26 protein-coding genes and 5 tRNA genes are annotated in these 23,218 nt (G+C 66.4%); 18 read left to right on the top strand and 13 right to left on the bottom strand.

All coding sequences use genetic code 11. From position 1 onward, the window contains the following. Window positions 1-109: 109 nt before the first annotated feature. From topA to U6115_RS22060, 4 genes are all read right to left on the bottom strand, one after another. Window positions 110-2,419 carry a type I DNA topoisomerase gene (gene topA / locus U6115_RS22075; RefSeq protein WP_043571895.1) on the bottom strand — a complete coding sequence of 770 codons (2,310 nt, stop codon included), beginning with the start codon at window positions 2,417-2,419 and terminating at the stop codon, window positions 110-112. Window positions 2,420-2,567: 148 nt separating this feature from the next. Continuing rightward, complete coding sequence (locus U6115_RS22070; RefSeq protein WP_043571897.1) at window positions 2,568-3,026, bottom strand: Smg family protein; 459 nt, start codon at window positions 3,024-3,026, stop codon at window positions 2,568-2,570. A 30-nt stretch (window positions 3,027-3,056) separates the two neighbouring features. Then, window positions 3,057-4,127 carry a DNA-processing protein DprA gene (gene dprA, locus U6115_RS22065; protein ID WP_043571899.1) on the bottom strand — a complete coding sequence of 357 codons (1,071 nt, stop codon included), beginning with the start codon at window positions 4,125-4,127 and terminating at the stop codon, window positions 3,057-3,059. Next, complete coding sequence (locus U6115_RS22060) at window positions 4,124-5,161, bottom strand: LysM peptidoglycan-binding domain-containing protein (RefSeq protein ID WP_043571901.1); 1,038 nt, start codon at window positions 5,159-5,161, stop codon at window positions 4,124-4,126. The genes dprA and U6115_RS22060 overlap by 4 nt, the downstream gene beginning before the upstream one ends. Window positions 5,162-5,288: 127 nt before the next feature. Here U6115_RS22060 and def point away from each other — a divergent pair, with 127 nt between their 5' ends. The 8 genes from def to U6115_RS22020 all read left to right on the top strand — a co-directional run bounded on the left by def (window position 5,289) and on the right by U6115_RS22020 (window position 13,773). Continuing rightward, complete coding sequence (def, locus tag U6115_RS22055) at window positions 5,289-5,792, top strand: peptide deformylase (protein WP_043571904.1); 504 nt, start codon at window positions 5,289-5,291, stop codon at window positions 5,790-5,792. A gap of 72 nt (window positions 5,793-5,864) precedes the next feature. Beyond that, window positions 5,865-6,788 (top strand): methionyl-tRNA formyltransferase, encoded by a 924-nt coding sequence (fmt, locus tag U6115_RS22050; RefSeq protein WP_043571906.1) that lies wholly within the window; start codon window positions 5,865-5,867, stop codon window positions 6,786-6,788. Between the two features lie 41 nt (window positions 6,789-6,829). Beyond that, window positions 6,830-7,687, top strand: coding sequence for a zinc metalloprotease HtpX (gene htpX, locus U6115_RS22045; protein WP_043571909.1), 858 nt, complete (start codon window positions 6,830-6,832; stop codon window positions 7,685-7,687). A gap of 72 nt (window positions 7,688-7,759) precedes the next feature. Then, window positions 7,760-9,010, top strand: a complete 1,251-nt coding sequence (gene rsmB / locus U6115_RS22040) for a 16S rRNA (cytosine(967)-C(5))-methyltransferase RsmB (RefSeq protein ID WP_043571995.1) — start codon at window positions 7,760-7,762, stop codon at window positions 9,008-9,010. Continuing rightward, window positions 8,997-9,569 carry a DUF4390 domain-containing protein gene (locus tag U6115_RS22035; RefSeq protein ID WP_230623319.1) on the top strand — a complete coding sequence of 191 codons (573 nt, stop codon included), beginning with the start codon at window positions 8,997-8,999 and terminating at the stop codon, window positions 9,567-9,569. The genes rsmB and U6115_RS22035 overlap by 14 nt, the downstream gene beginning before the upstream one ends. Further along, entirely contained in the window at window positions 9,569-11,680 is a 2,112-nt protein-coding gene (locus U6115_RS22030; RefSeq protein WP_043571911.1) for a sensor histidine kinase, read from the top strand. The genes U6115_RS22035 and U6115_RS22030 overlap by 1 nt, the downstream gene beginning before the upstream one ends. Beyond that, window positions 11,680-12,948: a sigma-54-dependent transcriptional regulator gene (locus U6115_RS22025; protein ID WP_043571914.1), complete on the top strand. Its 1,269-nt coding sequence runs from the start codon at window positions 11,680-11,682 to the stop codon at window positions 12,946-12,948. The genes U6115_RS22030 and U6115_RS22025 overlap by 1 nt, the downstream gene beginning before the upstream one ends. Window positions 12,949-13,011: 63 nt before the next feature. After that, window positions 13,012-13,773 (top strand): HesA/MoeB/ThiF family protein, encoded by a 762-nt coding sequence (locus U6115_RS22020; protein WP_173427799.1) that lies wholly within the window; start codon window positions 13,012-13,014, stop codon window positions 13,771-13,773. Window positions 13,774-13,866: 93 nt separating this feature from the next. Here U6115_RS22020 and U6115_RS22015 read toward each other — a convergent pair whose 3' ends face one another. The 5 genes from U6115_RS22015 to U6115_RS21995 form a co-directional block, all read right to left on the bottom strand. Further along, window positions 13,867-14,352, bottom strand: coding sequence for a TlpA family protein disulfide reductase (locus U6115_RS22015; RefSeq protein WP_043571916.1), 486 nt, complete (start codon window positions 14,350-14,352; stop codon window positions 13,867-13,869). A gap of 20 nt (window positions 14,353-14,372) precedes the next feature. After that, window positions 14,373-14,786, bottom strand: coding sequence for an acyl-CoA thioesterase (locus tag U6115_RS22010; RefSeq protein WP_043571918.1), 414 nt, complete (start codon window positions 14,784-14,786; stop codon window positions 14,373-14,375). 28 nt (window positions 14,787-14,814) lie between these two features. Further along, window positions 14,815-15,192 (bottom strand): hypothetical protein, encoded by a 378-nt coding sequence (locus U6115_RS22005; RefSeq protein ID WP_043571920.1) that lies wholly within the window; start codon window positions 15,190-15,192, stop codon window positions 14,815-14,817. A gap of 14 nt (window positions 15,193-15,206) precedes the next feature. Continuing rightward, the gene (locus U6115_RS22000) at window positions 15,207-16,064 is read right to left on the bottom strand and encodes an energy transducer TonB (protein WP_047258138.1); all 858 of its coding nucleotides are present in this window, start codon (window positions 16,062-16,064) and stop codon (window positions 15,207-15,209) included. A gap of 96 nt (window positions 16,065-16,160) precedes the next feature. Continuing rightward, the gene (locus U6115_RS21995) at window positions 16,161-16,625 is read right to left on the bottom strand and encodes a Dps family protein (protein ID WP_043571921.1); all 465 of its coding nucleotides are present in this window, start codon (window positions 16,623-16,625) and stop codon (window positions 16,161-16,163) included. A 77-nt stretch (window positions 16,626-16,702) separates the two neighbouring features. Between U6115_RS21995 and U6115_RS21990 the strand changes: the two genes are divergently transcribed. Beyond that, the gene (locus U6115_RS21990; protein WP_043571923.1) at window positions 16,703-16,999 is read left to right on the top strand and encodes a DUF167 domain-containing protein; all 297 of its coding nucleotides are present in this window, start codon (window positions 16,703-16,705) and stop codon (window positions 16,997-16,999) included. Here U6115_RS21990 and U6115_RS21985 read toward each other — a convergent pair. Continuing rightward, entirely contained in the window at window positions 16,993-17,436 is a 444-nt protein-coding gene (locus tag U6115_RS21985; RefSeq protein ID WP_043571925.1) for an FxsA family protein, read from the bottom strand. The two genes, U6115_RS21990 and U6115_RS21985, sit on opposite strands and share 7 nt — an antisense overlap. A 1-nt stretch (window position 17,437) precedes the next feature. On the opposite strand from U6115_RS21985, the gene cutA reads away from it, so the two are divergent. The 8 genes from cutA to U6115_RS21945 all read left to right on the top strand — a co-directional run bounded on the left by cutA (window position 17,438) and on the right by U6115_RS21945 (window position 19,580). Next, window positions 17,438-17,785: a divalent-cation tolerance protein CutA gene (gene cutA / locus U6115_RS21980; protein WP_043571927.1), complete on the top strand. Its 348-nt coding sequence runs from the start codon at window positions 17,438-17,440 to the stop codon at window positions 17,783-17,785. 123 nt (window positions 17,786-17,908) lie between these two features. After that, window positions 17,909-17,984, top strand: a tRNA-Lys gene (locus U6115_RS21975). A 28-nt stretch (window positions 17,985-18,012) separates the two neighbouring features. Beyond that, window positions 18,013-18,088, top strand: a tRNA-Lys gene (locus U6115_RS21970). Window positions 18,089-18,113: 25 nt separating this feature from the next. Continuing rightward, window positions 18,114-18,189 (top strand) — tRNA-Lys (locus U6115_RS21965). A 36-nt stretch (window positions 18,190-18,225) separates the two neighbouring features. Further along, window positions 18,226-18,301, top strand: a tRNA-Lys gene (locus U6115_RS21960). A gap of 34 nt (window positions 18,302-18,335) precedes the next feature. Further along, window positions 18,336-18,411, top strand: a tRNA-Lys gene (locus tag U6115_RS21955). 201 nt (window positions 18,412-18,612) lie between these two features. After that, window positions 18,613-19,194 (top strand): biliverdin-producing heme oxygenase, encoded by a 582-nt coding sequence (locus U6115_RS21950; protein WP_043571929.1) that lies wholly within the window; start codon window positions 18,613-18,615, stop codon window positions 19,192-19,194. Further along, window positions 19,191-19,580 carry a YbaN family protein gene (locus U6115_RS21945; protein ID WP_043571931.1) on the top strand — a complete coding sequence of 130 codons (390 nt, stop codon included), beginning with the start codon at window positions 19,191-19,193 and terminating at the stop codon, window positions 19,578-19,580. Before U6115_RS21950 ends, U6115_RS21945 begins: the two co-directional genes overlap by 4 nt. Here U6115_RS21945 and kdpA read toward each other — a convergent pair. After that, entirely contained in the window at window positions 19,577-21,382 is a 1,806-nt protein-coding gene (gene kdpA / locus U6115_RS21940; RefSeq protein ID WP_043571932.1) for a potassium-transporting ATPase subunit KdpA, read from the bottom strand. The two genes, U6115_RS21945 and kdpA, sit on opposite strands and share 4 nt — an antisense overlap. 186 nt (window positions 21,383-21,568) lie before the next feature. Between kdpA and U6115_RS21935 the strand changes: the two genes are divergently transcribed. Further along, on the top strand, window positions 21,569-21,898 hold the full coding sequence (locus U6115_RS21935) for a hypothetical protein (protein WP_043571934.1): 330 nt from the start codon (window positions 21,569-21,571) through the stop codon (window positions 21,896-21,898). A 9-nt stretch (window positions 21,899-21,907) separates the two neighbouring features. On the opposite strand, the gene U6115_RS21930 is transcribed toward U6115_RS21935, so the two are convergent. Then, the gene (locus U6115_RS21930; RefSeq protein ID WP_043571935.1) at window positions 21,908-22,504 is read right to left on the bottom strand and encodes a DUF4124 domain-containing protein; all 597 of its coding nucleotides are present in this window, start codon (window positions 22,502-22,504) and stop codon (window positions 21,908-21,910) included. Further along, window positions 22,504-23,148, bottom strand: coding sequence for an orotate phosphoribosyltransferase (pyrE, locus tag U6115_RS21925; RefSeq protein ID WP_043571937.1), 645 nt, complete (start codon window positions 23,146-23,148; stop codon window positions 22,504-22,506). The genes U6115_RS21930 and pyrE overlap by 1 nt, the downstream gene beginning before the upstream one ends. Window positions 23,149-23,218 lie beyond the last annotated feature (70 nt).

Below are 23,218 nucleotides of genomic sequence, written 5' to 3'. Positions count from 1 at the left end.
GGCCATGATGCCGGCTTGAGTCCTTGCAAGCCGCGGCTTGGCGCGCGCAGGCCAAAAACGCAACGGCAGCCGTAAAAAAACCGCCCCTGGGGGCGGTTTGCCGTCGCGCTCAGGCCTCTTCGGCCGGCGCGGCTTCCTTGCCTTCCGGCGGCGCGATCTGCTCGGCGTAGCCGCATTCCTTCTGCGGGCACACCTTCTCGGTACCGCGGCGCTTGGTCACCTTGATGGTCAGGATCGGCCAGCCGCATTGTGGGCACTTCTCCGCTATCGGCGGGTTCCAGGTGGCGTACTTGCACTTGGGATAGGTGTTGCAGCTGTAGAACAGCTTGCCGTAGCGGCTCTTGCGTTCGATCAGGCTGCCGGTCTTGCATTCCGGGCATTCCACGCCGGTGTCGCGCGGCTTTTCCAGCGGTTCGATGTGCTTGCACTTCGGGTAGTTGGCGCAGCCGATGAACTTGCCGTAACGGCCCTTCTTGATGTGCAGCTCGCCGCCGCAGTCCGGGCAGGAGCGGCCTTCGATCACCGTCGGCGCCTCAGCCTCTTCCGCCGCCTGTTCCGCCGTTTCGCCCAGGTTGCGGGTGTAATCGCATTCCGGGTAGCCGGTGCAGGCGATGAAGCGGCCGCGCTTGCCGAACTTGATCGACAACGGCTTGCTGCATTTCGGGCAGGCTTCGTCCAGGCTTTCGGTGGTGACTTCGGCGCGGGAGATGCTTTCCTTCTCGTCGATCTGCTTCTTGAAGCCTTTCCAGAAGCTGTCCATCACCGGCACCCACTGGCGGTTGCCGCTGGCGATTTCGTCCAGCTGGTTTTCCAGCTTGGCGGTGAAGTTGTAGTCGACGTACTGGGCGAAGTGCTCGGTCAGGAACTTGTTGACGATGTCGCCGGTGTCGGTCGGCAGGAAGCGCTTCTTGTCCAGGATCACGTACTCGCGGTCCTTCAGCGTCGAGATGATGCTGGCGTAGGTGGACGGGCGGCCGATGCCGAACTCTTCCAGCGCCTTCACCAGGCTGGCTTCGGAGAAGCGCGGCGGCGGCTGGGTGAAGTGCTGGTCGCCGTAGAGCTTGTCCACCGGCAGCTCTTCGCCTTCGGCCAGCAGCGGCAGCTTGGCGTTGTCTTCGTCCTCGGCGTCGTCGACGTCCTCCTCGTACACGGCGAGGAAGCCGGCAAAGGTCTGCACCTGGCCGCTGGCGCGGAACACGCCTTCCCCCACCAGGATGTCCACGCTGGTGGTGTCGAACTTGGCCGGCGCCATCTGGCAGGCCAGCGTCCGCTTCCAGATCATGTCGTACAGCTTGAACTGGTCGGTGGTGAGGAAGGGCTTCACCATCTCCGGCGTGCGCAGGATGGAGGTGGGGCGGATCGCCTCGTGCGCCTCCTGGGCGTTCTTGGCCTTGCTCTTGTAGACGGCGGGGTTCTTCGGCAGGAAGTCGGCGTCCCATTTCAGGCCGATGTAGCCGCGGATTTCCTCCACCGCTTCATTGGCCAGCGCCACCGAGTCGGTACGCATATAGGTGATCAGGCCGACGGTGCCCTGGCCGATGTCCATGCCCTCGTACAGCTGCTGCGCGGTGCGCATCGCGCGGTCGGTGGTCATGCCCAGCTTGCGCACGGCCTCCTGCTGCAGCGTCGAGGTGGTGAACGGCGCGGCCGGGCTGCGGGTTTTCTTTTTCTTCTCGATGGCGCCGACCTGGGCCGGCTTGCCGGCCAGGCGCGCCAGCACCGAAGCCTGCTCGGCCTCGTTGGGAATGGCGAACTGGTCCAGCTTGACGCCGGCGAGGGTGGTCAGCTTGGCGGAGAATTTGGTGCGGCTCTTGTGGCTGTCGAGATGGACCGACCAGTATTCCTGCTGGACGAAGGCCTTGATCTCGTTCTCGCGCTCGCAGATCAGCCGCAGCGCCGGACTTTGCACCCGGCCGGCGGACAGGCCGCGGCGGATCTTTTTCCACAGCAGCGGCGACAGATTGAAGCCCACCAGATAGTCGAGCGCGCGGCGGGTCTGCTGGGCGTCCACCAGGTCCTGGGCGATCTCGCGCGGGTTCTGGATGGCTTCCAGCACCGCGTTCTTGGTGATTTCGTGGAACACCACGCGCTGGGCGGCCTTGTCCTTCAACAGTTTTTTCTTGTTGAGGATTTCGACCAGGTGCCAGGAGATGGCTTCGCCTTCGCGGTCCGGGTCAGTCGCCAGATAGACGTGGTCTACCTTGGCGACGGCGTCCACGATGGCGTCGACGTGCTTGCTGTTGCGCGCGATCAGCTGGTACTTCATCGCGAAGTCTTTTTCGGGATCGACGGCGCCGTTCTTCGGCACCAGGTCGCGCACGTGGCCGTAGGAGGCCAGGACTTCGAAGTCCGGACCCAGGTATTTCTTCAGCGTTTTCGCCTTCGACGGCGATTCGACGATCAAGAGGCTGGTGGGCATGTTATCTTTTCAATTTCAAGCCGGGGTGACCGGCGGACACATCTTGTTATATCCGTCAAACAAAACAAGAGCGCAAGGGCGCTCTTGATCACGGAAAGCCGCTTGGCCGAACGGCGGCATGTTAAGCCTCGCCGCCTGGCCTGACAAGTTATTGCATGGTGGGCTCGCCGTGCACCGCTTCCAGCAGCGCTTCGCCGAGCAGTATCGGCAGTTCCGCCTGTTGCGCCCACAACACCATCAGCACCAGCAGTTTGGCGTTGGCGACGTCCAGGTCTTCGCCGTCCAGCTCCAGCAGGCGGTCTATCACCATCTCGCGCTGCGACGGGGTCAACGCGCCGTTGTCCTCCAGAAACTGGATCAGGCCGCGCACGTCGGCGGGCAGGTGCTCCAGCTCGCTGTCGGCGTAGACGCGCAGGCCGCTGCCTTCGTCGGCGCCGGCGTAGGCTTCCACGCTGGTTTCGCCGACGCTGTCCAGCCAGTCCAGCGCTTCGCCGATGTCGTCATCGTCGAAGCCGACGGCGTTCAGCTGGCGGGTGAGGGCGTTGCGGTCGCCGAAGGCGGCGGGGTCGCTGTATTGCTCGAATAAATAGGTGAGTACGTCAAACATCGGTATTTTTCATTGGAGAACGGCATGCGTTCAGGTTCGAGCCAGCCTTTGAAAGCGGCCGCCGGCGAGGCTGGCCACCTGGCCGTCCAGCTCCAGTTCGAGCAGCATCGCGTAAACCTCCCCGGCAGTCAACCCGAGCGCGTCCGCCAGGTTCTCGGCCAGCGCCGGTTCCCAACCCATGGCGTCCAGCAGCGGCGCGGCTTTCCCGCCGTCCGGCGCGGCTTGTTCGACCTGCCGCGCCGACAGGCGGCCGACTTCGTCCAGCACGTCGTCGACGCTTTCCACCAGCCGCGCGCCGTCCTTGATCAGCTGGTGGCAGCCGCGCGCCTGCGGGTTGTGGATGCTGCCGGGAATCGCCATCACGTCGCGGTTGCTTTCCATCGCCAGCCGCGCGCTGATCAGCGAGCCGGAGGCGGTGCCGGCCTCCACCACCAGGCAGCCGCGCGCCAGGCCGGCGATGATGCGGTTGCGGCGCGGGAAGTGCCCGGGCAGCGGCCCCATGCCCAGCGGGAATTCCGACAGCAGCAGGCCTTCGGCCGCGATGCGGTGGGCCAGCGCGCGGTTGCCGGCCGGGTAGACCCGGTCGATGCCGGTGCCGACCACCGCGATGGTGGACGCGGGGTGGGCGAGCGCGCCCTGGTGGGCGGCGGCGTCGATGCCGCTGGCCAGGCCGCTGACGATGGTATAGCCGTGCGCCGCCAGGCCGGCGGCGAAGTCCTCGGCGTTGCGCTTGCCCTGCGGGGTGGCGGCGCGGCTGCCGACCACCGCCAGCATAGGCCGCGCCAGCAGCTCGCGCCGGCCGCGGGCGAACAGCAAGGGCGGCGGCGACGCCGCTTCGGCCAGTTGCGGCGGATAATCGGGGTCCAGCAGCGTCAGCAGGTGGCAGCCTTCGCCTTCGGACCAGACCTGCGCGGCCTCCACCATAGGCGCGGCCAGGTCCTGCTGCAGCGCGTCGGCGGCCTCGCGGCCGATCAGCTTTTCCGTCTGGGCGGCGCGGGCGGCGGCGGCGTGCTCGGCCGAGCCGAAGGCGTCGATCAGCTTGAGAAAGCCGACCGGGCCGATGCCGGGAGTCAGCGCCAGCTTCAGCCAGGGGGCGCTCATTCGGCCTCCGGCGCGGCGATGCCGTCGCCGACATAGATGGCGCTGGTGCTGTCCAGCACCAGCGCGTAGGAAACCTTGTCGAACACGCGGTAGACGAACAGCTTGCCGGCCTGTTCGGTCGGCAGCTGCGTGCGGCGGGGCTTGCCGTCCGGACCGTCGATCATGATGTCGCCGCCTTTCTTGTAGATGCCGAACACCAGGCCGGGCGCCATGCCGGCCTGGCTGCCCAGGTTGACCGCGACGGTTGAGTATTGCGCCGCGCCGTCTATGCCCTGGTAGGTGCTGATGATCTTGCCGCGCAGGCCTGGCGGCGGCGAATGCGGCACGTAGTTGACGAACTGCTCGCGCGGCGCGCGCACCAGATGGTCGCCGATCAGGATTTCACCGGCCACGCGCCGGACCCGCAGCGTCTGCACGTCGCGGCCCAGCTTGTCCGCCACCAAGTCGCCGCTGTAGGCGGCCTCGACGCCCAGCACCGCCTGGCTGTCGGGGTCGAGCAGCGGTTTGCCCAGCCGGTAGGCCTGCCAGGTGCCGGTTTCGCCGACGCCGCTGGCGTAGACCTTGTCGCCCTGGCTGATGCTGATGCGCTCGTCGGGGCCGGCCACCAGCCGCGGCGCGGTGGCGAATTGCGCCGGATCCACCACCAGCGGGCGGGCGAGGAAGGGTTCTATCGCCTCGGCCGGGATGCTGGCGATGGCCTGGTCCTGTTGTTCGGGCCGCGCCTGCGGCGACAGCTTGACCTCGCGCAGGCTGTCGCCGGCCAGCGACAGCCGCGGCCGGCCGTCGACGTAATCCAGTGTCAGCACGTCGCCGGGATAGATCCAGTGCGGGTTCTTGATGTCGGCGCGGTTCATCCGCCACAGCTCGGGCCATTGCCACGGGCTTTTCAGGTAGCGGGCGGAAATGCCCCACAAGGTGTCCCCTCTGGCCACCGTGTAGCGGGCCGGCGCGTCGGGTTTGACCGTCAGTTCGTCGGAAAAGGCGGGAAGAGCCAGCCCTAGAGCCAGAGCAAGCGATATAATGCGGTTACGCATGAATGAATCCCAATCTTGGTGCCGGCAGGCCCGGGGCCCGGAGCGGGGACGGAACGAAAGCTGCGTCGGATGGCTGTATTATCGGCGCGGGCGCGGCAATACGACAACTTGGAGTGAATAAATACCAATGGCGCTGTTGAACATTTTGCATTACCCGGACGATAGACTGCACACCGTGGCCAAGCCGGTGGAGGTTTTCGACGCCGCGTTGCAGCAGCAGATCGACGATATGTTCGAGACCATGTACGAAGCCAAGGGCATAGGCTTGGCGGCCACCCAGGTCGACTACCACCGCCGCTTGGTGGTGATGGACATCTCGGAAGAGCGCGACGAGCGCCGGGTGTTCATCAACCCGGAAATCGTCGAGAAGAACGGCGAAACCGTTTACGAGGAAGGCTGCCTGTCGGTGCCCGGCATCTACGACAAGGTGACCCGCGCCGAGCACGTCAAGGTGAAGGCGCTGGATCGCGACGGCAAGCCGTTCGAACTGGAGGCCGACGGCCTGCTGGCGATCTGCATCCAGCACGAGATCGACCACCTGAACGGCGTGGTGTTCGTCGAGCGGCTGTCGCAGATGAAGCAGACCCGCATCAAGACCAAGCTGAAAAAGCGCGAAAAACAGAATATGTAAGCCAGGCCGGATGGCCAGGAGCAGGCGGCGCCGCGCGACGGCGCCGCTGTCATTTAGCGGAAAGCCCTGACGATGAAACTGATTTTTGCCGGCACGCCGGAATTCGCCGCCGCCGCGCTGCGCGAGCTGATCGCCGCCGGCCATGAGATCGCGCTGGTGCTGACCCAGCCGGACCGGCCGGCCGGCCGCGGCATGAAGCTGAAGCCCAGCCCGGTGAAGGAAGTGGCGCTGGCCCACGGTCTGCGCGTCGAGCAGCCGGAAACGCTGCGCGGCAACCTGGAGGCGCAGCAGATGCTGCGCGACATCGGCGCCGAGCTGATGGTGGTGGCTGCCTACGGCCTGATCCTGCCGCGGGATGTGCTGGAGATTCCGGCGCGCGGCTGCCTGAACATCCACGCCTCGCTGTTGCCGCGCTGGCGCGGCGCGGCGCCTATCCAGCGCGCGATCCTGGCCGGCGACGGCGAAACCGGCATCACCATCATGCAGATGGACGTCGGCCTGGATACCGGCGACATGCTGAGCATCCATCCGCTGGCGATCGCCGCCGACGAAACCGCCGCCTCGCTGCACGACAAGCTGGCCGCTTGCGGCGCGCAAGCCATCGTCGAGACTCTGGGCCGCCTGGACGCGATCGCGCCGCAAAAACAGCCGGAAGACGGCGTCACCTACGCGCAGAAGCTGGCCAAGGCCGAGGCGGAGGTGGACTGGACGCTGCCGGCCGAGGACGTCGCCCGCGCCATCCGCGCCTACAATCCGGCGCCGGGCGCCTTCACCACGCTTGGCGGCGAGCCGCTGAAGCTGTGGATGGCGGTTGCCGAGGCCGGCGCCGCGGAGCCGGGCGCGGTGGTGTCCGCCGACGCCGACGGCGTGCTGGTGGGCGCCGGCCACGGCCTGGTGCGGCTGACCGTGCTGCAGGCGGCCGGCGGCAAGCGGCTGGCGGCGCGCGATTTCGTCGCCGGCAAGAGCCTGCCGGCGGGAACCCGGCTGGGCGTTTGAGTTTCCAAGCCTCTGGACCACAAAGCAGATAAGGGTAGAACATGAACGACAACTGGCTGAAGACCACGGTGCTGATGGCCGCGATCATGGCCTTGTTCGCGTTGATAGGCGGCATGATAGGCGGCAAGGCGGGGATGCTGCTGGCGCTGCTGTTCGGCGGCGGCATGAATCTGTTCGCCTGGTGGAATTCCGACCGCATGGTGCTGTCGATGTACAACGCGCAGGAAGTGGACGCCAATAGCGCGCCCGAGTTCTACGGCATGGTGGCGGAGCTGGCGCAGCGCGCCGGCCTGCCGATGCCGCGCGTCTACGTGATCCACGAGGAGCAGCCGAACGCCTTCGCCACCGGCCGCAATCCGGAAAACGCCGCGGTGGCCGCCACCAGCGGCATCATGCGCATGCTCGACTACCGCGAGCTGCGCGGCGTGATGGCGCACGAGCTGGCCCACGTCAAACACCGCGACACGCTGATATCCACCATTTCCGCCACCATGGCCGGCGCGATCTCCGCGCTGGCCAACTTCGCCATGTTCTTCGGCGGCCGCGACGAGAACGGCCAGCCGGTCGGCCTGCTGCCGCGCCTGGCGATGGCCTTTTTGGCGCCGGTGGCGGCCAGCCTGATCCAGATGGCGATCTCGCGCGCGCGCGAATTCGAAGCCGACCGCGGCGGCGCGGAGATTTCCGGCGACCCGCTGGCGCTGGCGTCGGCGCTGCAGAAGATCGAGTACTACGCGCAGGGCATCGCGATGCCGACGGCCGAGGCGCACCCGGAAACGGCGCAGATGATGATCATCAACCCGCTGTCCGGCGGCGGGGGCCTGGGCGACTTGTTCCGCACCCACCCGCACACCGCCGAACGCATCGAGCGCCTGAACGCGCTGGCGCGCGGCGCGTATTGAACGTTTATATTTGAAACAGCCATGAGGGCCAGTTCCGCGCGGGACTGGCCTTGTTTTATCGAAAGACACGCCATGCATCATATCCAGCAGTTGGCCGCGGACATTCTGGGCCGCGTCGAGGCCGGCACCACTCTGACCGAGGCGCTGGCCGCCGCCCACCGCCAGGCGCCCAATCTATCCGCCGCCGAGCGCGGCGCGCTGCAGGATCTCAGCTACGGCAGCCTGCGCCATCTGGGCGCGCTGCGGCACCATTTGCGCCAGCTGGTGCCCAAGCCGCTGCCCGAGCCGCAGCTGGAGCGGGTGCTGGTCATCGCCTTCTATCAATTGCAGCACACCCGCGCCGCCAGCTACGCGGTGGTCAACGAGGCGGTGACGCTGGCCGGCACGCTGGCCAAGGGCAATTTCAAGGGCCTGGTCAACGGCGTGCTGCGCAATTTCCTGCGCCGGCGCGACGAGCTGGTCCAGCTGGCCGAGCGCGATCCGGTGGCCAACTGCAACCATCCCAGCTGGTGGCTGCAGCGGGTGCAGGCGGCTTATCCAGAGCAATGGCGGCAGGTGATGGCCGCCGCCAACTCCCACCCGCCGCTGACGCTGCGGGTCAACCGCCGCGACGGCGCGGCGGCCGACTACCTGGCGCGGCTGCGGGCCGCCGGCATGGAGGCGGAAGCGCTGGGCGGCGAGGCGGTGCGGCTAGCCAAGCCGGTGGCGGTGCGCGAGCTGCCTGGCTTCGCCGACGGCGCAGTGTCGGTGCAGGACGAGGGCGCGCAGCGCGCCGCGCACTGGCTGGACCTGCAGCCCGGCCAGCGGGTGCTGGACGCCTGCGCCGCGCCGGGCGGCAAGACCGGCCACATGCTGGAGCTGGCCGACATCGAGCTGACGGCGCTGGACATCGACGCCGCGCGGCTGGCGCGGGTGGCGGACAATCTGGAACGGCTGGGCCTCACCGCCCAGCTGCGCGAGGCCGACGCCGCCCGGCCCGACAGCTGGTGGGATGGCCAGCTGTTCGACCGCATCCTGGCCGACGTGCCGTGCTCGGCCTCCGGCGTGGTGCGCCGCCATCCCGACATCAAATGGCTGCGCCGCCCCGGCGATTTCGCCGCGCTGGGCCGCCAGCAGGCGGCGATGGCGGACGCGTTGTGGCCCTTGCTCGCCAGCGGCGGAAAAATGCTATACGCTACCTGCTCGATTTTTCCCGAAGAAAACCAACAGCAATTGGAAAGCTTCCTGCAGCGCCACCCGGATGCGGCGTGCCCGAGGCAGGAGCAACTGCTGCCCTGTGAGCGTCATGACGGCTTCTATTACGCGCTGCTTGAGAAACATTAGCCTGCTGCTGGGCCTGCTGTGCTGTCTGATTCCGGCGGCGCAGGCGGACGCCATCGCGCCGCGCCGCGCCGAAGCCGAAGTGATGGCTGACGGCACGCTGTCGGTCAGCACCCGGTTTCTCACCAAGCTCACCCCCAGCCTCAGCGAAGCGCTGCAGCAGGGGGTGTCGCTGGGTTTTCGGCTGGAGTTCCAGCTGATCAAGCCGCGCACCACCGCCTATTACCTGAGCCTGCGCGAGTGGTTCGACCCGCACGCGCAGCTCAGTTTCAAACTGTCCTACCAGTCGCTGACCGGCCGCTACCGCGTCAGCATCGGCAGCTTGTCCAATTACTACCCCAGCCTGCGCGAGGCGCTGGCGGCTATCGGCGCGATCCAGGGCTGGCGGGTGCTCAATCCCGGCACGCTGGACCCCAGAAAGCCGGGCCAGGTGGCCGGCCAGGTGCGGCTGCTGCTCGACATCGGCGATCTGCCCAAGCCTTTCCAGATGAACGCGCTGGGCTCCGACGACTGGTCGCTGGATTCCGACTGGGTCAAGCTCGACATCAAGGACGGCGGCTGATGCGCTACGCCACCATCGCGATGGCGACGCTGGGGGCGATCCTGCTCTACCTGCTGGCCGTGGCCACCGGCAACGCCTCAAAGCTCAACGACTACTACTGGTGGGTGTTCGGCCTCAACAGCCTGCTGCTGCTGGCCCTGCTCAGCGTGGTGGGCCGCCAGCTGTGGCGCTTGCGCCAGCGGGTGAAGAACCGGGTGTTCGGCGCCAAGCTGACCCAGCGGCTGGCGCTGATGTTCGCCGGCGTGGCGCTGGTGCCCGGCCTGTTGGTGTTCACCGTGTCGGCGCAGTTCCTCACCCGCAGCATTGAAAGCTGGTTCGACGTCCGCGTCGAGGCGGCGCTGGACCGTGGCCTGGTGCTGGGCCGCAGCGCGCTCAACTACGTGCTGGACGATGTCGGCCGCAAGAGCCGGCTGGTGCTGGACGAGGTGGAGCCGCTGCCGGACAGCCAGCTGCCGGCGCGGCTGGAGCGCCTGCGCGAACAACTGGGCCTGCGCGAGGTCGCCATCTTCAACCGCGGCAGCGGCCAGATGCTGGCCTTCGCTTCCGCGTCCGCCCGGCCGCAGGGGCCGGCGCCGACGCGCGAGGCCCTGCGCGCGGTCAAGCTGCGCTCGCCGCAGCAAAGCATAGAAAACGACGGCAACAGCGGCCTGATGCTGCGGGTGCTGCTGGCCTACCGGATGCCGGACGAGCAGGTGCGGGTGCTGCAGCTGCAGCAGGCCGCGCCCGCCGACATCAGCCGCGACGCCGAGCAGATCGAAAGCGCCCGTTCCGAATACCGCCAGCTGCTGCTGGCGCGCCACGGCCTGCGCACCTTCTACATGCTGACGCTGGCGCTGGCGGTGCTGCTGGCGCTGACCGCGGCGCTGGCCTTCGCGCTGTTCCTGTCGGAACGGCTGTCGGCGCCCTTGTCCGAGCTGGCGGCCGGCACCCGGGCGGTGGCGCAGGGCGACTTCTCCAAGCGCCATCCGGTGTACCGCCGCGACGAATTGGGCATGCTGACCACGCTGTTCAACCGCATGACGCAGCAGCTGGACGAGGCGCGCCAGGTGGCGGACAAGAGCCGCGGCGAGCTGGAGGGCGGCAAGCTGTACCTGGAAAGCATCCTGGCCAACCTGTCGGCCGGAGTGATAGCCTTCGGCCGCGACTGGCAGATCCGCGCCGCCAATACCAGCGCCTCGCGCATTCTGGGGGTGGAGTTCAATCATCTGGCGGAGCACCGCTTCCCGGAGTGGGGCGAGGTGATGCCGGCGGTGGAGCCGCTGGTGGCGACCGTGATGGAGCATACCGACAGCGATGTGGAAAGCGACTGGCAGACCCAGCTGAACTATGAAACCAGCCAGGGCGAGCGCACGCTGCTGGTGCGCGGCGCGCGGCTGCCGGAGCACTCCAGCGACGGCTACGTGCTGGTGTTCGACGACATCACCGAACTGGCCCGCGCGCAGCGCGACGCGGCCTGGGGCGAGGTGGCCAAGCGGCTGGCGCACGAGATCCGCAACCCGCTGACGCCGATCCAGCTGTCGGCCGAACGGCTGGCGATGAAGCTGGCGGACAAGCTGGAAGGCAACGACGCCGACATGCTCAAACGCGCCACCGACACCATCATCAAGCAGGTCGGCGCGCTGAAAAGCATGGTGGACGCTTTTCGCGATTACGCCCGCGCGCCGCGGATCAAACTGGTCAAACTTGATCTCAATCAGGTGATCCGCGAAGTGATGACCCTTTACGAATCCAATCCTGCTGTTAAGATTGCGCTGGACGAGGTTCCGCCGATGATCATGGGCGACGCCGCCCTGCTTCGGCAAGTGTTGCACAACCTGATGCAGAACGCCCAGGATGCAGTCCTTGACGTTGGCATCCCGATGATTCAAATTAGCAGCCGACAAGAAGAAGGAAACGTGCTCGTTTGCGTCGAGGACAATGGCGCGGGCTTCAGCCCCGACATCCTCCGGCGCGCGTTCGAGCCTTATGTGACCAGTAAAGCCAAGGGAACCGGTCTTGGACTGGCCGTGGTCAAGAAGATTATGGAAGAACACCATGGACAGGTCATTTTGGGGAATGCCGAACAGCAAGGTGCGCGCGTCCTTCTCTCCCTGCCATTGCTGGAGGCCTAATGCGTAGCAGCGATATTTTGATTGTGGACGACGAGATCGGTATCCGAGAACTGCTCTCCGAGATCCTGCAGGACGAAGGTTATACCGTGGCCCTGGCGGAAAATGCCGAAGTAGCCCGGCAGTTGCGCAACCAGACGCGTCCCGCGCTGGTGCTGCTCGACATCTGGATGCCGGATTGCGATGGCGTCACGCTGCTGAAGGAGTGGGCCAAGTCCGGCCTGCTCAACATGCCGGTGGTGATGATGTCCGGCCACGCCAGCATAGACACCGCGGTGGAAGCCACCCGCATCGGCGCTTTCGACTTCCTGGAGAAGCCGATCGCGCTGCAGAAGCTGCTGACCACCGTGCAGCGCGCGCTGAAATACGGCGACATGCAGGCCAACACCTCGCTGAACCTGGACAAGCTGGGCCGCAGCGAGCCTATCCAGGAGCTGAAACGCCAGCTGGAACGCGTGGCCAAGGTCAAGTCGCCGGTGCTGTTGACCGGCGAGTCCGGCTCCGGCTTCGAACTGGTGGCGCGCTTTTTCCACCAGGGCAACACGCCGTGGGTGACGCCGGCCAAGCTGGAACAGCTGGCCGACGCGCCGCTGGAACTGCTGCAGAAGGCCAACAACGGCGTGCTCTACCTGCCGGAGATCGGCCAGTACAGCCGCCGCGTGCAGCAGGGCTTGCTGTTCCTGCTGTCCAAGCTCGATCGCTTCAACGTGCGCCTGCTGTGTTCGTGCAGCCGTCCGCTGCAGGAGCTGCTGGTGGATCCGGAGTGCGACAACCGCCTGCTGACGGCGCTGTCCAGTGTGATCGTGCCGATTCCGCCGCTGCGCGAGCACTCGGAAGACATCACCTTCATCGCCGAGCAGATCCTGGTGGAGCTGGTGGAGTCCAAGCAGGTGCCGGCGCGCAAGCTGACCACCGCCGCGCTCAACGCGATGCGCCAGTATGACTGGCCGGGCAACCTGGAGCAGCTGCGCAGCATCATCAAGAGCCTGGCGCTGACGGCGGAGTCCGACGAAGTGGACGCCGGCGAGGTCAACAAGGTGCTGGCGCAGTTCCGCCATGAAAAGCCGGTGGAGGAGTCGGGCTTCGACTTCAACATCCCGCTGCGCGAATTGCGCGAACAGCTGGAGCGCCGCTATTTCGAGTACCACATCTCGCTGGAAAACGGCAATATGAGCCGGGTGGCGCAGAAAGTGGGACTGGAACGTACCCACCTGTACCGCAAGCTGAAGCAACTGGGCATAAAGTTCGCCCGCAAGGTGGCGGAGGAGTAAATCCGCCGCCGGCCATCGACGCCAGCCTGCCGGCTGGCGTTTTGCATTTTGGAGCGCCATGACATGGAATACCCGCGCGAACTGGACGACGAGGCGCTGCTGCGCTACGGCCGCCACATCCTGCTGCCCGAGATTGATATCGAAGGCCAGCGCCGGCTACTGGCGGCGCGCGCGCTGATCGTCGGCGCCGGTGGGTTGGGATCGCCAGCTGCCTTGTACCTGGCCAGCGCCGGCGTCGGCCGCATCACCATCGCCGATGACGACGCGGTGGAGCTGTCGAATCTGCAGCGCCAGATCGCCCATGACACCGCCAGCCTGAAGCAGGGCAAGGCCGAGTCGGCGGCGCGGCGCATGCTGGCCTTGAATCCATCGATAGAAGTCCGGCCGCTGGCCGAGCGGCTGTCCGGCGAGCGCCTGATCGAGGAGGTGGCGGCGCACGACCTGGTGCTGGATTGCTCGGACAACTTCGCCACCCGCCACGCAGTCAACCGCGCCTGCGTGGCTGCGCGGGTGCCGCTGGTGTCCGGCGCGGCGGTGCGCTTCGCCGGCCAGCTGGCGGTATTCGACAGCCGCGACGCCGCCTCGCCGTGCTACCACTGCCTGTTTCCTGAGGAGGGCGAGGCGAGCGACGGCCCGTGCGCGACCTTCGGCGTGCTGTCGCCGCTGGTGGGCGTGATCGGCAGCCTGCAGGCGGCGGAGGCGGTCAAGCTGCTGGCCGGCATCGCGCCCAGCCTGGGGCGGCTGACCCTGTACGACGCGCTGCGCGGCGATTTCCGCCAGATCCGCGTGCCGCGCGACCTGGCTTGCGCGGTGTGCGGAGAGTAGGGCGGAAGCCCGGCTTTGCCGGGCGTTCCGCCTGAAGCGTGGGGGTGTTGGTAGCGGCGAAACGCCCCGCAGGGGCTTCCGCCCTACCATGGTCTACAGCTGCTGCTCGATCAGCTGGCGCACTTCGGGGAAGTTCATCACCCCGACATAGCGCTTGATGATGTTGCCCTGCTTGTCGATCAGGAAGGTGGTCGGCGCCAGCTGGATGTCGCCGAAGGCCTTGGCCACCTCGCCTTGCGGGTCCAGCGCCACGAAGAAGGGCAGCTGGTTGTGGGCGACGAAGCTTTGCACGTAGTTGGGCGGGTCGTAGCTCATCGCCACCGCCACCACGTTCAGCCCCTTGCCGGCGTATTGCTGGTGCAGCTTCTTGATTTCCGGCATTTCTTCCACGCAGCCCGGGCAGCTGGTGGCCCAGAAATTCACCAGGACCACTTTGCCTTTCAGCGCCGCAGTGCTGGTGCTGACGCCGGCGAGCGAGGTCAGCTTCACTTCCGGCGCCGGATTGCGGCTAAACAGCAGCGAATAAGCGATGCCGGCGATGGCCAGCAGCGCCAGCGCCGCGATCAGACCCTTCTTCATGTCGCGTCCCCGTCCAAGGTTCAGGCCGGTTGGGCCATCATCTTTTGCAATTGTTCCTGCAGCGGGCCTTCCAGCGCCACCGCCTTGTTCTGCTTGGCGTCGAACACCACGAAGGTGACGTCGGCCTCGGCCACCACGGTGTCGCTGCCTTCCAGCAGCACGCGCTGATGGATGACCGCGCTGCGCTTGCCTATCGACTGCACGCCGGTCTCCACCAGCAGCTGGTCGCCCATGGTGGCCGGGTGGCGGTAGTCGATGTTGATGTTGACCACCACCAGCGCCAGGCCCGATTCCAGGAACAGCGCGAGGTTGCCCTCGTCTTCGAACTGGTTCCAGCGCGCCTCTTCCAGAAATTCCAGATAGCGGGCGTTGTTGACGTGGCCGAACAGGTCCAGGTGGTAGCCGCGGACCTTGATCCGGGTGTGATGCGCCATGTGTTTCCCCTTTTGTCGTGGTGCTGCGTTATTCGGCGTCGCCGTCCAGGTTCAGCGGCACGAAAGCTTCGCGTTCCAGCGGCTGGTCCACCAGGTCGGTCAGCACGCCGTGGATTTCCAGCTTGAACCATTGTTGGAACAGGTTGGGACTGAGATTCTGCGGCCAAAGGCTGTCGTCCTCGCACCAATCGGCCAGCTCAGCTTCGAACAGCTGGCGGTATTGCGCCAGCACGAAGGCGCGCGCGTCGTCGTAGTCGTCGACGGGCGGGATCAGCAGCGCGTTGCAGTTGGCGGACAGCTGCTCCAGGCTCAGATTGTGGTCCAGGCCGCCGGGCAGGCTTTTCAGCCAGGCGAGGAAGGGCGCTTGCGGGCGGAGCAGCGCGACGCTGCGGTTGACTTCGAACATGATGGATCCTTGATTCAATGGCTGGATAACAGATTATCGCGGGTGAAGACGAAACGCTGGCTGATCCGCAGCGCCGGTCCGCGCGAAAGCGCCGCGGGAAACGGCGGAAATGGCGAGGCCAGCTCGACAATGCGGCGCGCGGCCTCGTCCAGCACCGGGCTGCCGGACGAGCGGGTGACCCGCTGCGCCTGCAGGCTGCCGTCGGCGCCTATGGTCACCTCCAGCGTCACCGCGCCGTGCAGCCCCAAGCGGCGGGCTTCGGCCGGGTAGTTGAGGTTGCCGATGCGCTCCACTTTCAGCCGCCAGTCGGCTTGATAGCGCGCCCAGGGGTAGCCGCGGGCGGCGGCGCCGATGTCGGCGCCGGCCTGGCCGCTTTCCAGGTCGCTGTCGGCGACGGCGTTGTCGCCGCCGCTGCGGGCCAGTTCTCCGACCTGTGCCAGCAGCGAGCCGGCGCTGGGCGGCCTGGCGCTGGCGGCCGGGGCGGCCGTCAGCTTGGCCGGAGCGGTTTCAGGCTTGACTATCGGGGCGGGCTTGGCGGCTGGCGCTGACGGAGGAGGCGGCGCGGCTTGGGCTTCGGCGGCGCGGGCCGGCATGGCGCTGCGGCTGAGCAGATGCCCGGCCTCGGCGGTATTGCCGGCGCCCTGATGGTCGTTTTCGGCCACGCGCGCGATGTCCGGCGGCGCCGGCGCGGGCGTGGACTGCAGGCGGATGCTGATCTGCAGCGCGCTTTCCGGCGCGGGCGCCGATGCGCCGGACGGCAGGCCGGCCAGGCTGAGCAGCAACAGGTGCAGCAGCAGCGACAGCGCCGCCATCAGCCATAGCAGGCGGCTGTTGGGCGCGGAGAGGCGGGTGCGGTACAGGTGGTCGGCCATGGCGTATTCCGGACTTTGGCGGATTTTAGCACGGCTGCAATGGCAAACGCCGCGCAAGGCGCGGCGTTGCCGATTCGGCGCAGGCCGGATGCCGGATTATTTCTCCAGCAGGCTGCGCAGCATCCAGGCGGTCTTCTCGTGCACCTGCAGGCGCTGGGTCAGCAGGTCGGCGGTGGGCTCGTCGCCGGCTTTCTCCACCACGGCGAAGATGCCGCGCGCGGTGCGGCACAGCGTTTCGTGGCCTTCCACCAGCTGGCGGATCATGTCGTCGGCCTTGGGCACGCCGTTGGCTTCCGGGATGGAGGTCAGGCGCGCGTAGTCGGCGTAGCTGCCCGGCGCGTAATGGCCCAGCGCGCGGATGCGCTCGGCCACCAGGTCCACCGCCAGCGCCATTTCGTTGTACTGCGCCTCGAACATCAGGTGCAGGGTGTTGAACATCGGGCCAGTGACGTTCCAGTGGAAATTATGGGTTTTCAGGTACAGGGTGTAGCTGTCGGCCAACAGGCGGGACAAACCATGGGCGATGTCCTGCCTGTCTTGTTCGTTGATGCCGATATCCATGACTAAGCTCCTGAGTGGCGGCTCTGCTGCCTGGCCGCGTTTTGGACTACACTTTCCGTTTTGAGCGGAAAATGGCGATGAAAACCTGGTTGCGATGCGATGAGGGCCGGGTGAGGCTGACGCTGCACGTGCAGCCCGGCGCCAGAAAGACCGAAGCCGCCGGCGAGCACGGCGATTGCCTGAAGATCAGATTGGCCGCTCCGCCGGTGGATGGCAAGGCCAATGCCGCGCTGCTGGCCTGGCTGGCCGAGCGCTTCGGGGTGGCCAGGCGGGAGGTGGCGCTGCTGTCCGGCGACAAGAGCCGCCGCAAGGTGGTGGAAATCGGCTGCGCGCTGGACGCGGCCGCGGTGCTGAGCCTGTTCGACGTTCATTGAAGGTGGCGGCCTGGCCGCGGCTTGTCGTCGACGCGGCTGTATTCGCCTTCGATCACGTCGCCGGCGCCGGCGTCCGGGCCGTGGGTCGGCCGCGGGCCGCCGGTCGGAATCTGGATGTCGGGGCCTTTTATCGGCAACAGCAACAGCACCGCCAAGGCGTCGCTGAGCAGGCCGGGCAGCAGGAACAGCAGGCCGGCCAGCGCGTAGCGCAGCGGCCACAGCAGCGAGTACAGCGAAACCTTTTCGCCCTGGCGCATCACGCTGCCCAGCGTCAGCAGCGCGCCCAGCTTCTGGTTGCGCAGCATCCACAGGCCCAGCATGGACGACAGCAGCACCAGCAGGAACACCGCCAGGCCGCCGATGTGGTCGGCCAGCGCCACCAGCACGGCGATTTCGGCGAACGGGTAGATCAGCAACAGCAACAGGAGCGCGCGCATCTTGAATACTTTTCCATCTAGCGATTGTTTATTGGTCGTCTGCAATGTACCCGATCCGCAGTTGGCCGGACAGATTGCGGCGACGCTGGTGGCGGAACGGCTGGCCGCCTGCGTCAATATCTTGCCGCCTTGCCAGTCGGTATACCGCTGGCAGGAGGCGGTGGAGCGCGCCGAGGAAACCCCGCTTTTGATCAAGACCGTCCGCGCCGCCTATCCGCGGCTGGAGCGGCGGCTGGCCGAGCTGCACCCGTACCAGGTGCCGGAGATCGTCGCGCTGCCGCTGGAGCGCGGCTTGCCCTCCTACCTGACATGGGTATCTTCCAGCGTGGTTTCAAGTGACGATGTTTGATTCGGCTGTATTGCGACTGTTTGGCGGCGGATTTCGTTCCCGCCGCCAGGCATGCGCTGAAAATATTTTTCACAGAATGGCTTGACGCTGCGGAAGGGTTTCATTATAGTTGCGGACTCTCGTGGGTCGTTAGCTCAGCTGGTAGAGCAGCGGACTTTTAATCCGTTGGTCGCAGGTTCGAATCCCGCACGACCCACCACGAGAAGCTTGTACTGCATGTTCCGGACGGGTCGTTAGCTCAGTTGGTAGAGCAGCGGACTCTTAATCCGTAGGTCGAGTGTTCGAGCCACTCACGACCCACCATCCAGACATGCGCCGTACGTTGTGCGGGTCGTTAGCTCAGCTGGTAGAGCAGCGGACTTTTAATCCGTTGGTCGCAGGTTCGAATCCCGCACGACCCACCAATCAAGCGCTTATCTGTTGTCAATGCAGTTCAGGATGGGTCGTTAGCTCAGTTGGTAGAGCAGCGGACTCTTAATCCGTAGGTCGAGTGTTCGAGCCACTCACGACCCACCACCATCCCTGCATCTCCCCGACACGCATCCCCCATGGGTCGTTAGCTCAGCTGGTAGAGCAGCGGACTTTTAATCCGTTGGTCGCAGGTTCGAATCCCGCACGACCCACCAAGAATTCATGTATCTGGCCCGATCGATCCGATCGGGCCTTTTGCGTTTCCGGCGCGCACGCTGCGCGTGCCTGGTGGCTTTCCGCTTTCAGTATTAAATAAAAATGGTTATCATTACTATTTATTTGCGCGACGGCTGGCAGGCCGCCGCGCATGTCTTTCCGCCGCCCCCGCGCGGCGGGATTCCATTGGAAGCGCCGCAATGAACACCATAATCGACACCACCCGCACCCAGGACCTGAAAGCCCGCACCCACGCCACCCACGACCAGCTGGACCAGCGCATCATGGCCAAGCAGCCGTTCGCCAGCCGCGACAACTACGCCCGTTTCCTGGACGCGCAATACCGCTTCCTGCGCGACGCCGACGCGCTGTACGACAATCCGGAGCTGGCCGAGCTGTTCCCCGACCTGGCCGAGCGCCGCCGCTATCACAGCATCGCCGCCGATCTGGCCGATCTGCAGCGGCCGCTGCCGCAGCTCCGGGACGCGCCGATCAGCGAAACCCTGGACGTCGCCACCGCGATGGGCTGGCTGTACGTGGTGGAGGGTTCCAAGCTCGGCGCCGCCATCCTGTACAAGCTGGCCGGCAAGCTTGGGCTGGACGAGAATTGCGGCGCCCGCCACCTGGCCGGCCATCCGGACGGCCGCGCCCGCCACTGGCGCGCCTTCACCGCGGCGCTGGATGGCCTGAATCTGGACGAGGCGGCGGAAGCGCGCGTCACCGCCGGCGCGGTGGCGGCTTTCGCCTGCATGAACGCGCATCTGGACCAGGTGTACGCTTGAACGAAGCCCGCCATCCCGCCGTGCGCTGGCTGTATCTGGCGGGCGGTTGCCTGATGGTGGCGCTGGGCGTGATCGGCGCCGTGCTGCCGGTGATGCCCACCACCATCTTCCTGATCCTGGCGCTGGCCTGCTTCAGCAAATCCTCGCCGCGGCTGGAGGCCAGGCTGCTGAACCACCCCAGATACGGCCCCGGGCTCAGGCGCTGGCGCGAGCAGCGCATCGTGCCGGTCAAGGCCAAATGCTTCGCCGCTTTCGGCATGGGCGTCGGCTTCATCGCATTGCTGCTGTCGCGGCCGCCGCATTGGGTGCCGTGGCTGGTGGCGGCGATCGAGCTGTCGGTGCTGTTGTACCTGCTGAGCCGGCCGTCGCGGCCGGCCGATGCCTAAGGGACGGCCAGCGTGATGTGTTCGGCTACCGGCCCCAGCGCCAGCGCCGGCAGATAGGTCAGCGCCGTCGCCAGCAGGATGGCGGCGATCAGCAGCAGCGCGAACAGCGGGCCGTGGCTGGGCAAGGTGCCGGCGCCGGGCGCGCGCCTCGGCTTGGCGGCCAGCGAACCCGCCAGCGCCAGCACCGGCACGATCACGCCATAGCGGCCGAACCACATCGCGATGCCCAGCATGAGGTTGTAGAACGGCGTGTTGGCCGATAGCCCGGCGAAGGCGCTGCCGTTGTTGTTGGCGGCCGATGTGTAGGCGTACAGCACCTCGCTCAGGCCGTGGGCGCCGGGGTTGCCGAGGCCGGCCAGCCCCGCCGGCACGCTGACGCTGATGGCCGACTGCAGCAATATCAGCGCCGGCGCCAGCAGCAACACCGCCGCCATCATCTTGGTTTCGAACGCCTCTATCTTCTTGCCCAGGTATTCCGGCGCGCGCCCTATCATCAGCCCGACGACGAACACCACCAGGATGGCGTGGATCACGATGCTGTAGAGGCCGGCGCCGGGGCCGCCGAACACCACTTCCCCGGTCTGCATCATCACCATCGGCACCATGCCGCCTATCGGCGTGAAGGAGTCGTGCATGGCGTTGACCGCGCCGTCGCCGGAACTGGTGGTGACGGCGGCGTACAGCGCCGAACCGGCCGCGCCGAAGCGCGTCTCCTTCCCTTCCATATTGCCGCCGCTTTGCCGCGCGCCATGGCTCTGGTCCACCAGGGCCGGACTCAGTAGCGGATTGCCGGCTATTTCGCTGCGCATGCAGGCCGCCGCTCCCAGCGCCATCATCAGGCTCATCGCCGCGACGATGGTCCAGCCCTGGCGGGTGTCGCCGGCCATCAGGCCGAAGGCATGGCACAGGCCGGCGGGCAGGATCAGTAGGGTCAGCAGTTGCAGGAAGTTGGTGAGTGGAGTGGGATTTTCAAACGGATGGGCGGAGTTGGCGTTGAAAAAGCCGCCGCCGTCGCCGCTCATGATCTTGATCGGCTCCTGCGAGGCCACCGGCCCCAGCGCCAGGTATTGCTGGCGCGCGCTCAACTGCTGCAGCAGCGGCCGGCCATCCGCGTCTTTCAGCGCGTTGCCGCGCGCATCCTGCAGCGGTACCCGGTAGTGGCTGGCTTCCAGCGTGGCGACGGTTCGGCCTGCCGCCAGCGTCTGCGGCACGCCCTGCTGGACGAAAATCAGCGCCAGGATGAAGGACAGCGGCAGCAGGATGTACAGCGTGCAGCGGGTGAGATCCACCCAGACATTGCCCAGCGTCGCGCTCGACTGGCGCGTCAGGCCGCGCAGCAGCGCCAGCAGCGCCGCCATGCCGCTGGCGGCGGAGAGGAAGCTTTGCGCGTTGATGCCCAGCATCTGGCTGAGGTGGCTCAAGGTGGTTTCGCCGGCATAGCCTTGCCAGCTGGTGTTGCTGACGAAGCTGACGGCGGTGTTGAAGGCGGAATCGGGAGCGACGGAGCGGAAGGATTGGGGATTGAGGGGCAGCCAGGCTTGGCAGCGTTGCAGCAGGTAGAGGAACAGGACGCCGACGAGTTGGAACAGCAGCAGGTTGATCGCGTAGTTTTTCCAGCCCATCTCTCGCTCCGGTTCCACCGCCGCCAGCCGGTAGAGCCGAGTCTCCAGCCAGCGCCCGGGGCCGGCCAGCAATGGCGGCTTGCCGGCCATGGCCAGGAACATGTAATGGCCGGCGGGTTTGATCAAGGCCAGCAGGGCCAGCAGGAACAGTCCGAGTTGCAGCAGCGAATATGTCGGCATGGGTGGGTCTCGCGGCGAAATGGGGGGCGGTGGCCGGCAGGACTGCCGGGGCGCCTTCTTGCCGCGTACTGTAAGAAAGCGCCTGTTAAAGTGAGCTAAGAATTTGCCGGCGGGATGTAAGAATGTCATCAAGGCGCGGCTTGCCGCATAATACGGCGATTGGGCGATGTGCCCCGGAGGAATGCGATGAGAATAGATAAGGCGGGCGCGCTGTTGGCGGCGGCGCTGGCATCCGGCGCCGCGTGGGCGCAGACGGCGGACGAGCAGCTGCTGGCGTCGCAGATGGCTTTTCAGCAGGCGCAAAGCCAGCAGACGCAGGCGGACGCCAGGCTGAAGGCGGCGCAGGACGCCAAGACGCTGGCCGAGCAGCGGCTGGCCGGCGCCCAGGCGGCGCTGGACAAGGCGAATGCGGATCTGGCCACTGCAGCCGCGGCGCAGAACAGCGCGCAGCAGATGCTGCAAGGCGCGACGCAGGGCCTGAACCAGGCCTGGCAGCGCAAGGACAGCGGGCAGTAGGATGGCGGGTCAGCGGGCGTTCAGCTGCTGGTAGCGCTGGATGTCCTGCTGCATCTTGCGGCGGAAGGCGTCCAATTCGCCGCGTTTGGCGCGGATCAGCGCGTCGAGATCCAGCTGTTCGTGGCGCAAGGCCTGCAGATTGTGCGTGGTGGAAGGATGCGGCGGCTGGCGCAGCTTGGCGCTCAGGTCCAGGTCTTTTTGCAGGTCGCGCTGCTGGAGCAGCAGGCCCTGGGCGCGCAACTCCAGCGCGTGATAGGCGGATTGCAGCACCGACAGCTGCCTTTCCCGGTCGGCCTTCAGGTCGGCCAGCGAGGGGTAGCTCTGAATCAGCGCCTGGTCGTGGCGGGCGGCGTCCTGCTGTCTTTGCTGCAGCAGCAGGGCGGCGGCGGCGGACGCTTCGCGCGCCTTGCGCTGCGCGTCGCTCTCTGCCGGTTTCCTGACGCTGCCCTGCTTGTTCAGTTCGGCCACCCCGCCGCTTTGGCTTTGCAGCGGCGGAGAATCGCTGTAATGCACCCGGCCGGCGTCGTCCACCCACTTGTACAGCGCGCCGCCGGCAAAGGCCGCCGCGCACGACAACAGGGTGAAAAGGCCGGCCAGACGCGTCATCAGTCGTTGACTCCGTATTGAGCGCGGTAGGCGCGCACCGCATCGAGGTGGGCGGCCAGCTCCGGGCTATGCTCGAGGAAACCCAGCAGGTCTTTCAGGGTGGCGATGGCCACCACCGGCAGGCCATGCTGCTGCGCCACTTCTTGCACCGCCGACAATTCGCCCAGGCCGCGCTCCATCCGGTCCAGCGCGATGGCTACGCCGGCCGGTTCGGCGCCGGCGGCGCGGATCAGTTCTACCGATTCGCGCACCGAGGTGCCGGCGGAGATCACATCGTCTATGATCAGCACCTTGCCCTTGAGCGGCGCGCCGACCAGGGTGCCGCCTTCGCCGTGGTCCTTGGCTTCTTTGCGGTTGTAGGCGAAAGGCACGTTGCGGCCCTGCTCGGCCAGCGCCATGCCGGCGGCGGCCGCCAGGATGATGCCTTTATAGGCCGGTCCGAACAGCATGTCGAACGCAATGCCGCTTTCCGTGATGGATTTGGCGTAGAAGCGCGACAGGCTCAGCGTGGAGGCGCCGTCGTTGAACAGGCCGGCGTTGAAGAAGTAGGGCGACTTGCGGCCTGCCTTGGTGATGAACTCGCCAAACTTCAAAACCTGCTTGTCGAGCGCAAAACGAATAAAATCCTGACGGAAATCGCTCATCCTTACTCCTTTATCAAATCGTTAACTGTTTGAACGGCTGAAAAAAAATCGCCGCAAGCATAGCACAGGA

The organism is Chromobacterium subtsugae (genome assembly GCF_035919665.1).
GTDB lineage: Bacteria > Pseudomonadota > Gammaproteobacteria > Burkholderiales > Chromobacteriaceae > Chromobacterium > Chromobacterium subtsugae.
Note: the sequence above shows the minus strand (reverse complement) of the source record. Positions and strands in the feature narration are given on the sequence as shown.

Bases quoted from the DNA above. Each gene is read 5' to 3' on its own strand.
- U6115_RS22000 (WP_047258138.1), bottom strand. From the start codon at position 16,064: ATGGCCGACCACCTGTACCGCACCCGCCTCTCCGCGCCCAACAGCCGC.
- htpX (WP_043571909.1), top strand. From the start codon at position 6,830: ATGAACGACAACTGGCTGAAGACCACGGTGCTGATGGCCGCGATCATG.
- def (WP_043571904.1), top strand. From the start codon at position 5,289: ATGGCGCTGTTGAACATTTTGCATTACCCGGACGATAGACTGCACACC.
- U6115_RS22025 (WP_043571914.1), top strand. From the start codon at position 11,680: ATGCGTAGCAGCGATATTTTGATTGTGGACGACGAGATCGGTATCCGA.
- U6115_RS22070 (WP_043571897.1), bottom strand. From the start codon at position 3,026: ATGTTTGACGTACTCACCTATTTATTCGAGCAATACAGCGACCCCGCC.
- U6115_RS22010 (WP_043571918.1), bottom strand. From the start codon at position 14,786: ATGGCGCATCACACCCGGATCAAGGTCCGCGGCTACCACCTGGACCTG.
- U6115_RS22020 (WP_173427799.1), top strand. From the start codon at position 13,012: ATGGAATACCCGCGCGAACTGGACGACGAGGCGCTGCTGCGCTACGGC.
- rsmB (WP_043571995.1), top strand. From the start codon at position 7,760: ATGCATCATATCCAGCAGTTGGCCGCGGACATTCTGGGCCGCGTCGAG.
- U6115_RS22005 (WP_043571920.1), bottom strand. From the start codon at position 15,192: ATGTTCGAAGTCAACCGCAGCGTCGCGCTGCTCCGCCCGCAAGCGCCC.
- U6115_RS22015 (WP_043571916.1), bottom strand. From the start codon at position 14,352: ATGAAGAAGGGTCTGATCGCGGCGCTGGCGCTGCTGGCCATCGCCGGC.
- U6115_RS21935 (WP_043571934.1), top strand. From the start codon at position 21,569: ATGAGAATAGATAAGGCGGGCGCGCTGTTGGCGGCGGCGCTGGCATCC.
- U6115_RS21950 (WP_043571929.1), top strand. From the start codon at position 18,613: ATGAACACCATAATCGACACCACCCGCACCCAGGACCTGAAAGCCCGC.
- U6115_RS21990 (WP_043571923.1), top strand. From the start codon at position 16,703: ATGAAAACCTGGTTGCGATGCGATGAGGGCCGGGTGAGGCTGACGCTG.
- U6115_RS21985 (WP_043571925.1), bottom strand. From the start codon at position 17,436: ATGCGCGCGCTCCTGTTGCTGTTGCTGATCTACCCGTTCGCCGAAATC.
- U6115_RS22060 (WP_043571901.1), bottom strand. From the start codon at position 5,161: ATGCGTAACCGCATTATATCGCTTGCTCTGGCTCTAGGGCTGGCTCTT.
- pyrE (WP_043571937.1), bottom strand. From the start codon at position 23,148: ATGAGCGATTTCCGTCAGGATTTTATTCGTTTTGCGCTCGACAAGCAG.
- topA (WP_043571895.1), bottom strand. From the start codon at position 2,419: ATGCCCACCAGCCTCTTGATCGTCGAATCGCCGTCGAAGGCGAAAACG.
- U6115_RS21995 (WP_043571921.1), bottom strand. From the start codon at position 16,625: ATGGATATCGGCATCAACGAACAAGACAGGCAGGACATCGCCCATGGT.
- fmt (WP_043571906.1), top strand. From the start codon at position 5,865: ATGAAACTGATTTTTGCCGGCACGCCGGAATTCGCCGCCGCCGCGCTG.
- kdpA (WP_043571932.1), bottom strand. From the start codon at position 21,382: ATGCCGACATATTCGCTGCTGCAACTCGGACTGTTCCTGCTGGCCCTG.
- U6115_RS21930 (WP_043571935.1), bottom strand. From the start codon at position 22,504: ATGACGCGTCTGGCCGGCCTTTTCACCCTGTTGTCGTGCGCGGCGGCC.
- U6115_RS22030 (WP_043571911.1), top strand. From the start codon at position 9,569: ATGCGCTACGCCACCATCGCGATGGCGACGCTGGGGGCGATCCTGCTC.
- dprA (WP_043571899.1), bottom strand. From the start codon at position 4,127: ATGAGCGCCCCCTGGCTGAAGCTGGCGCTGACTCCCGGCATCGGCCCG.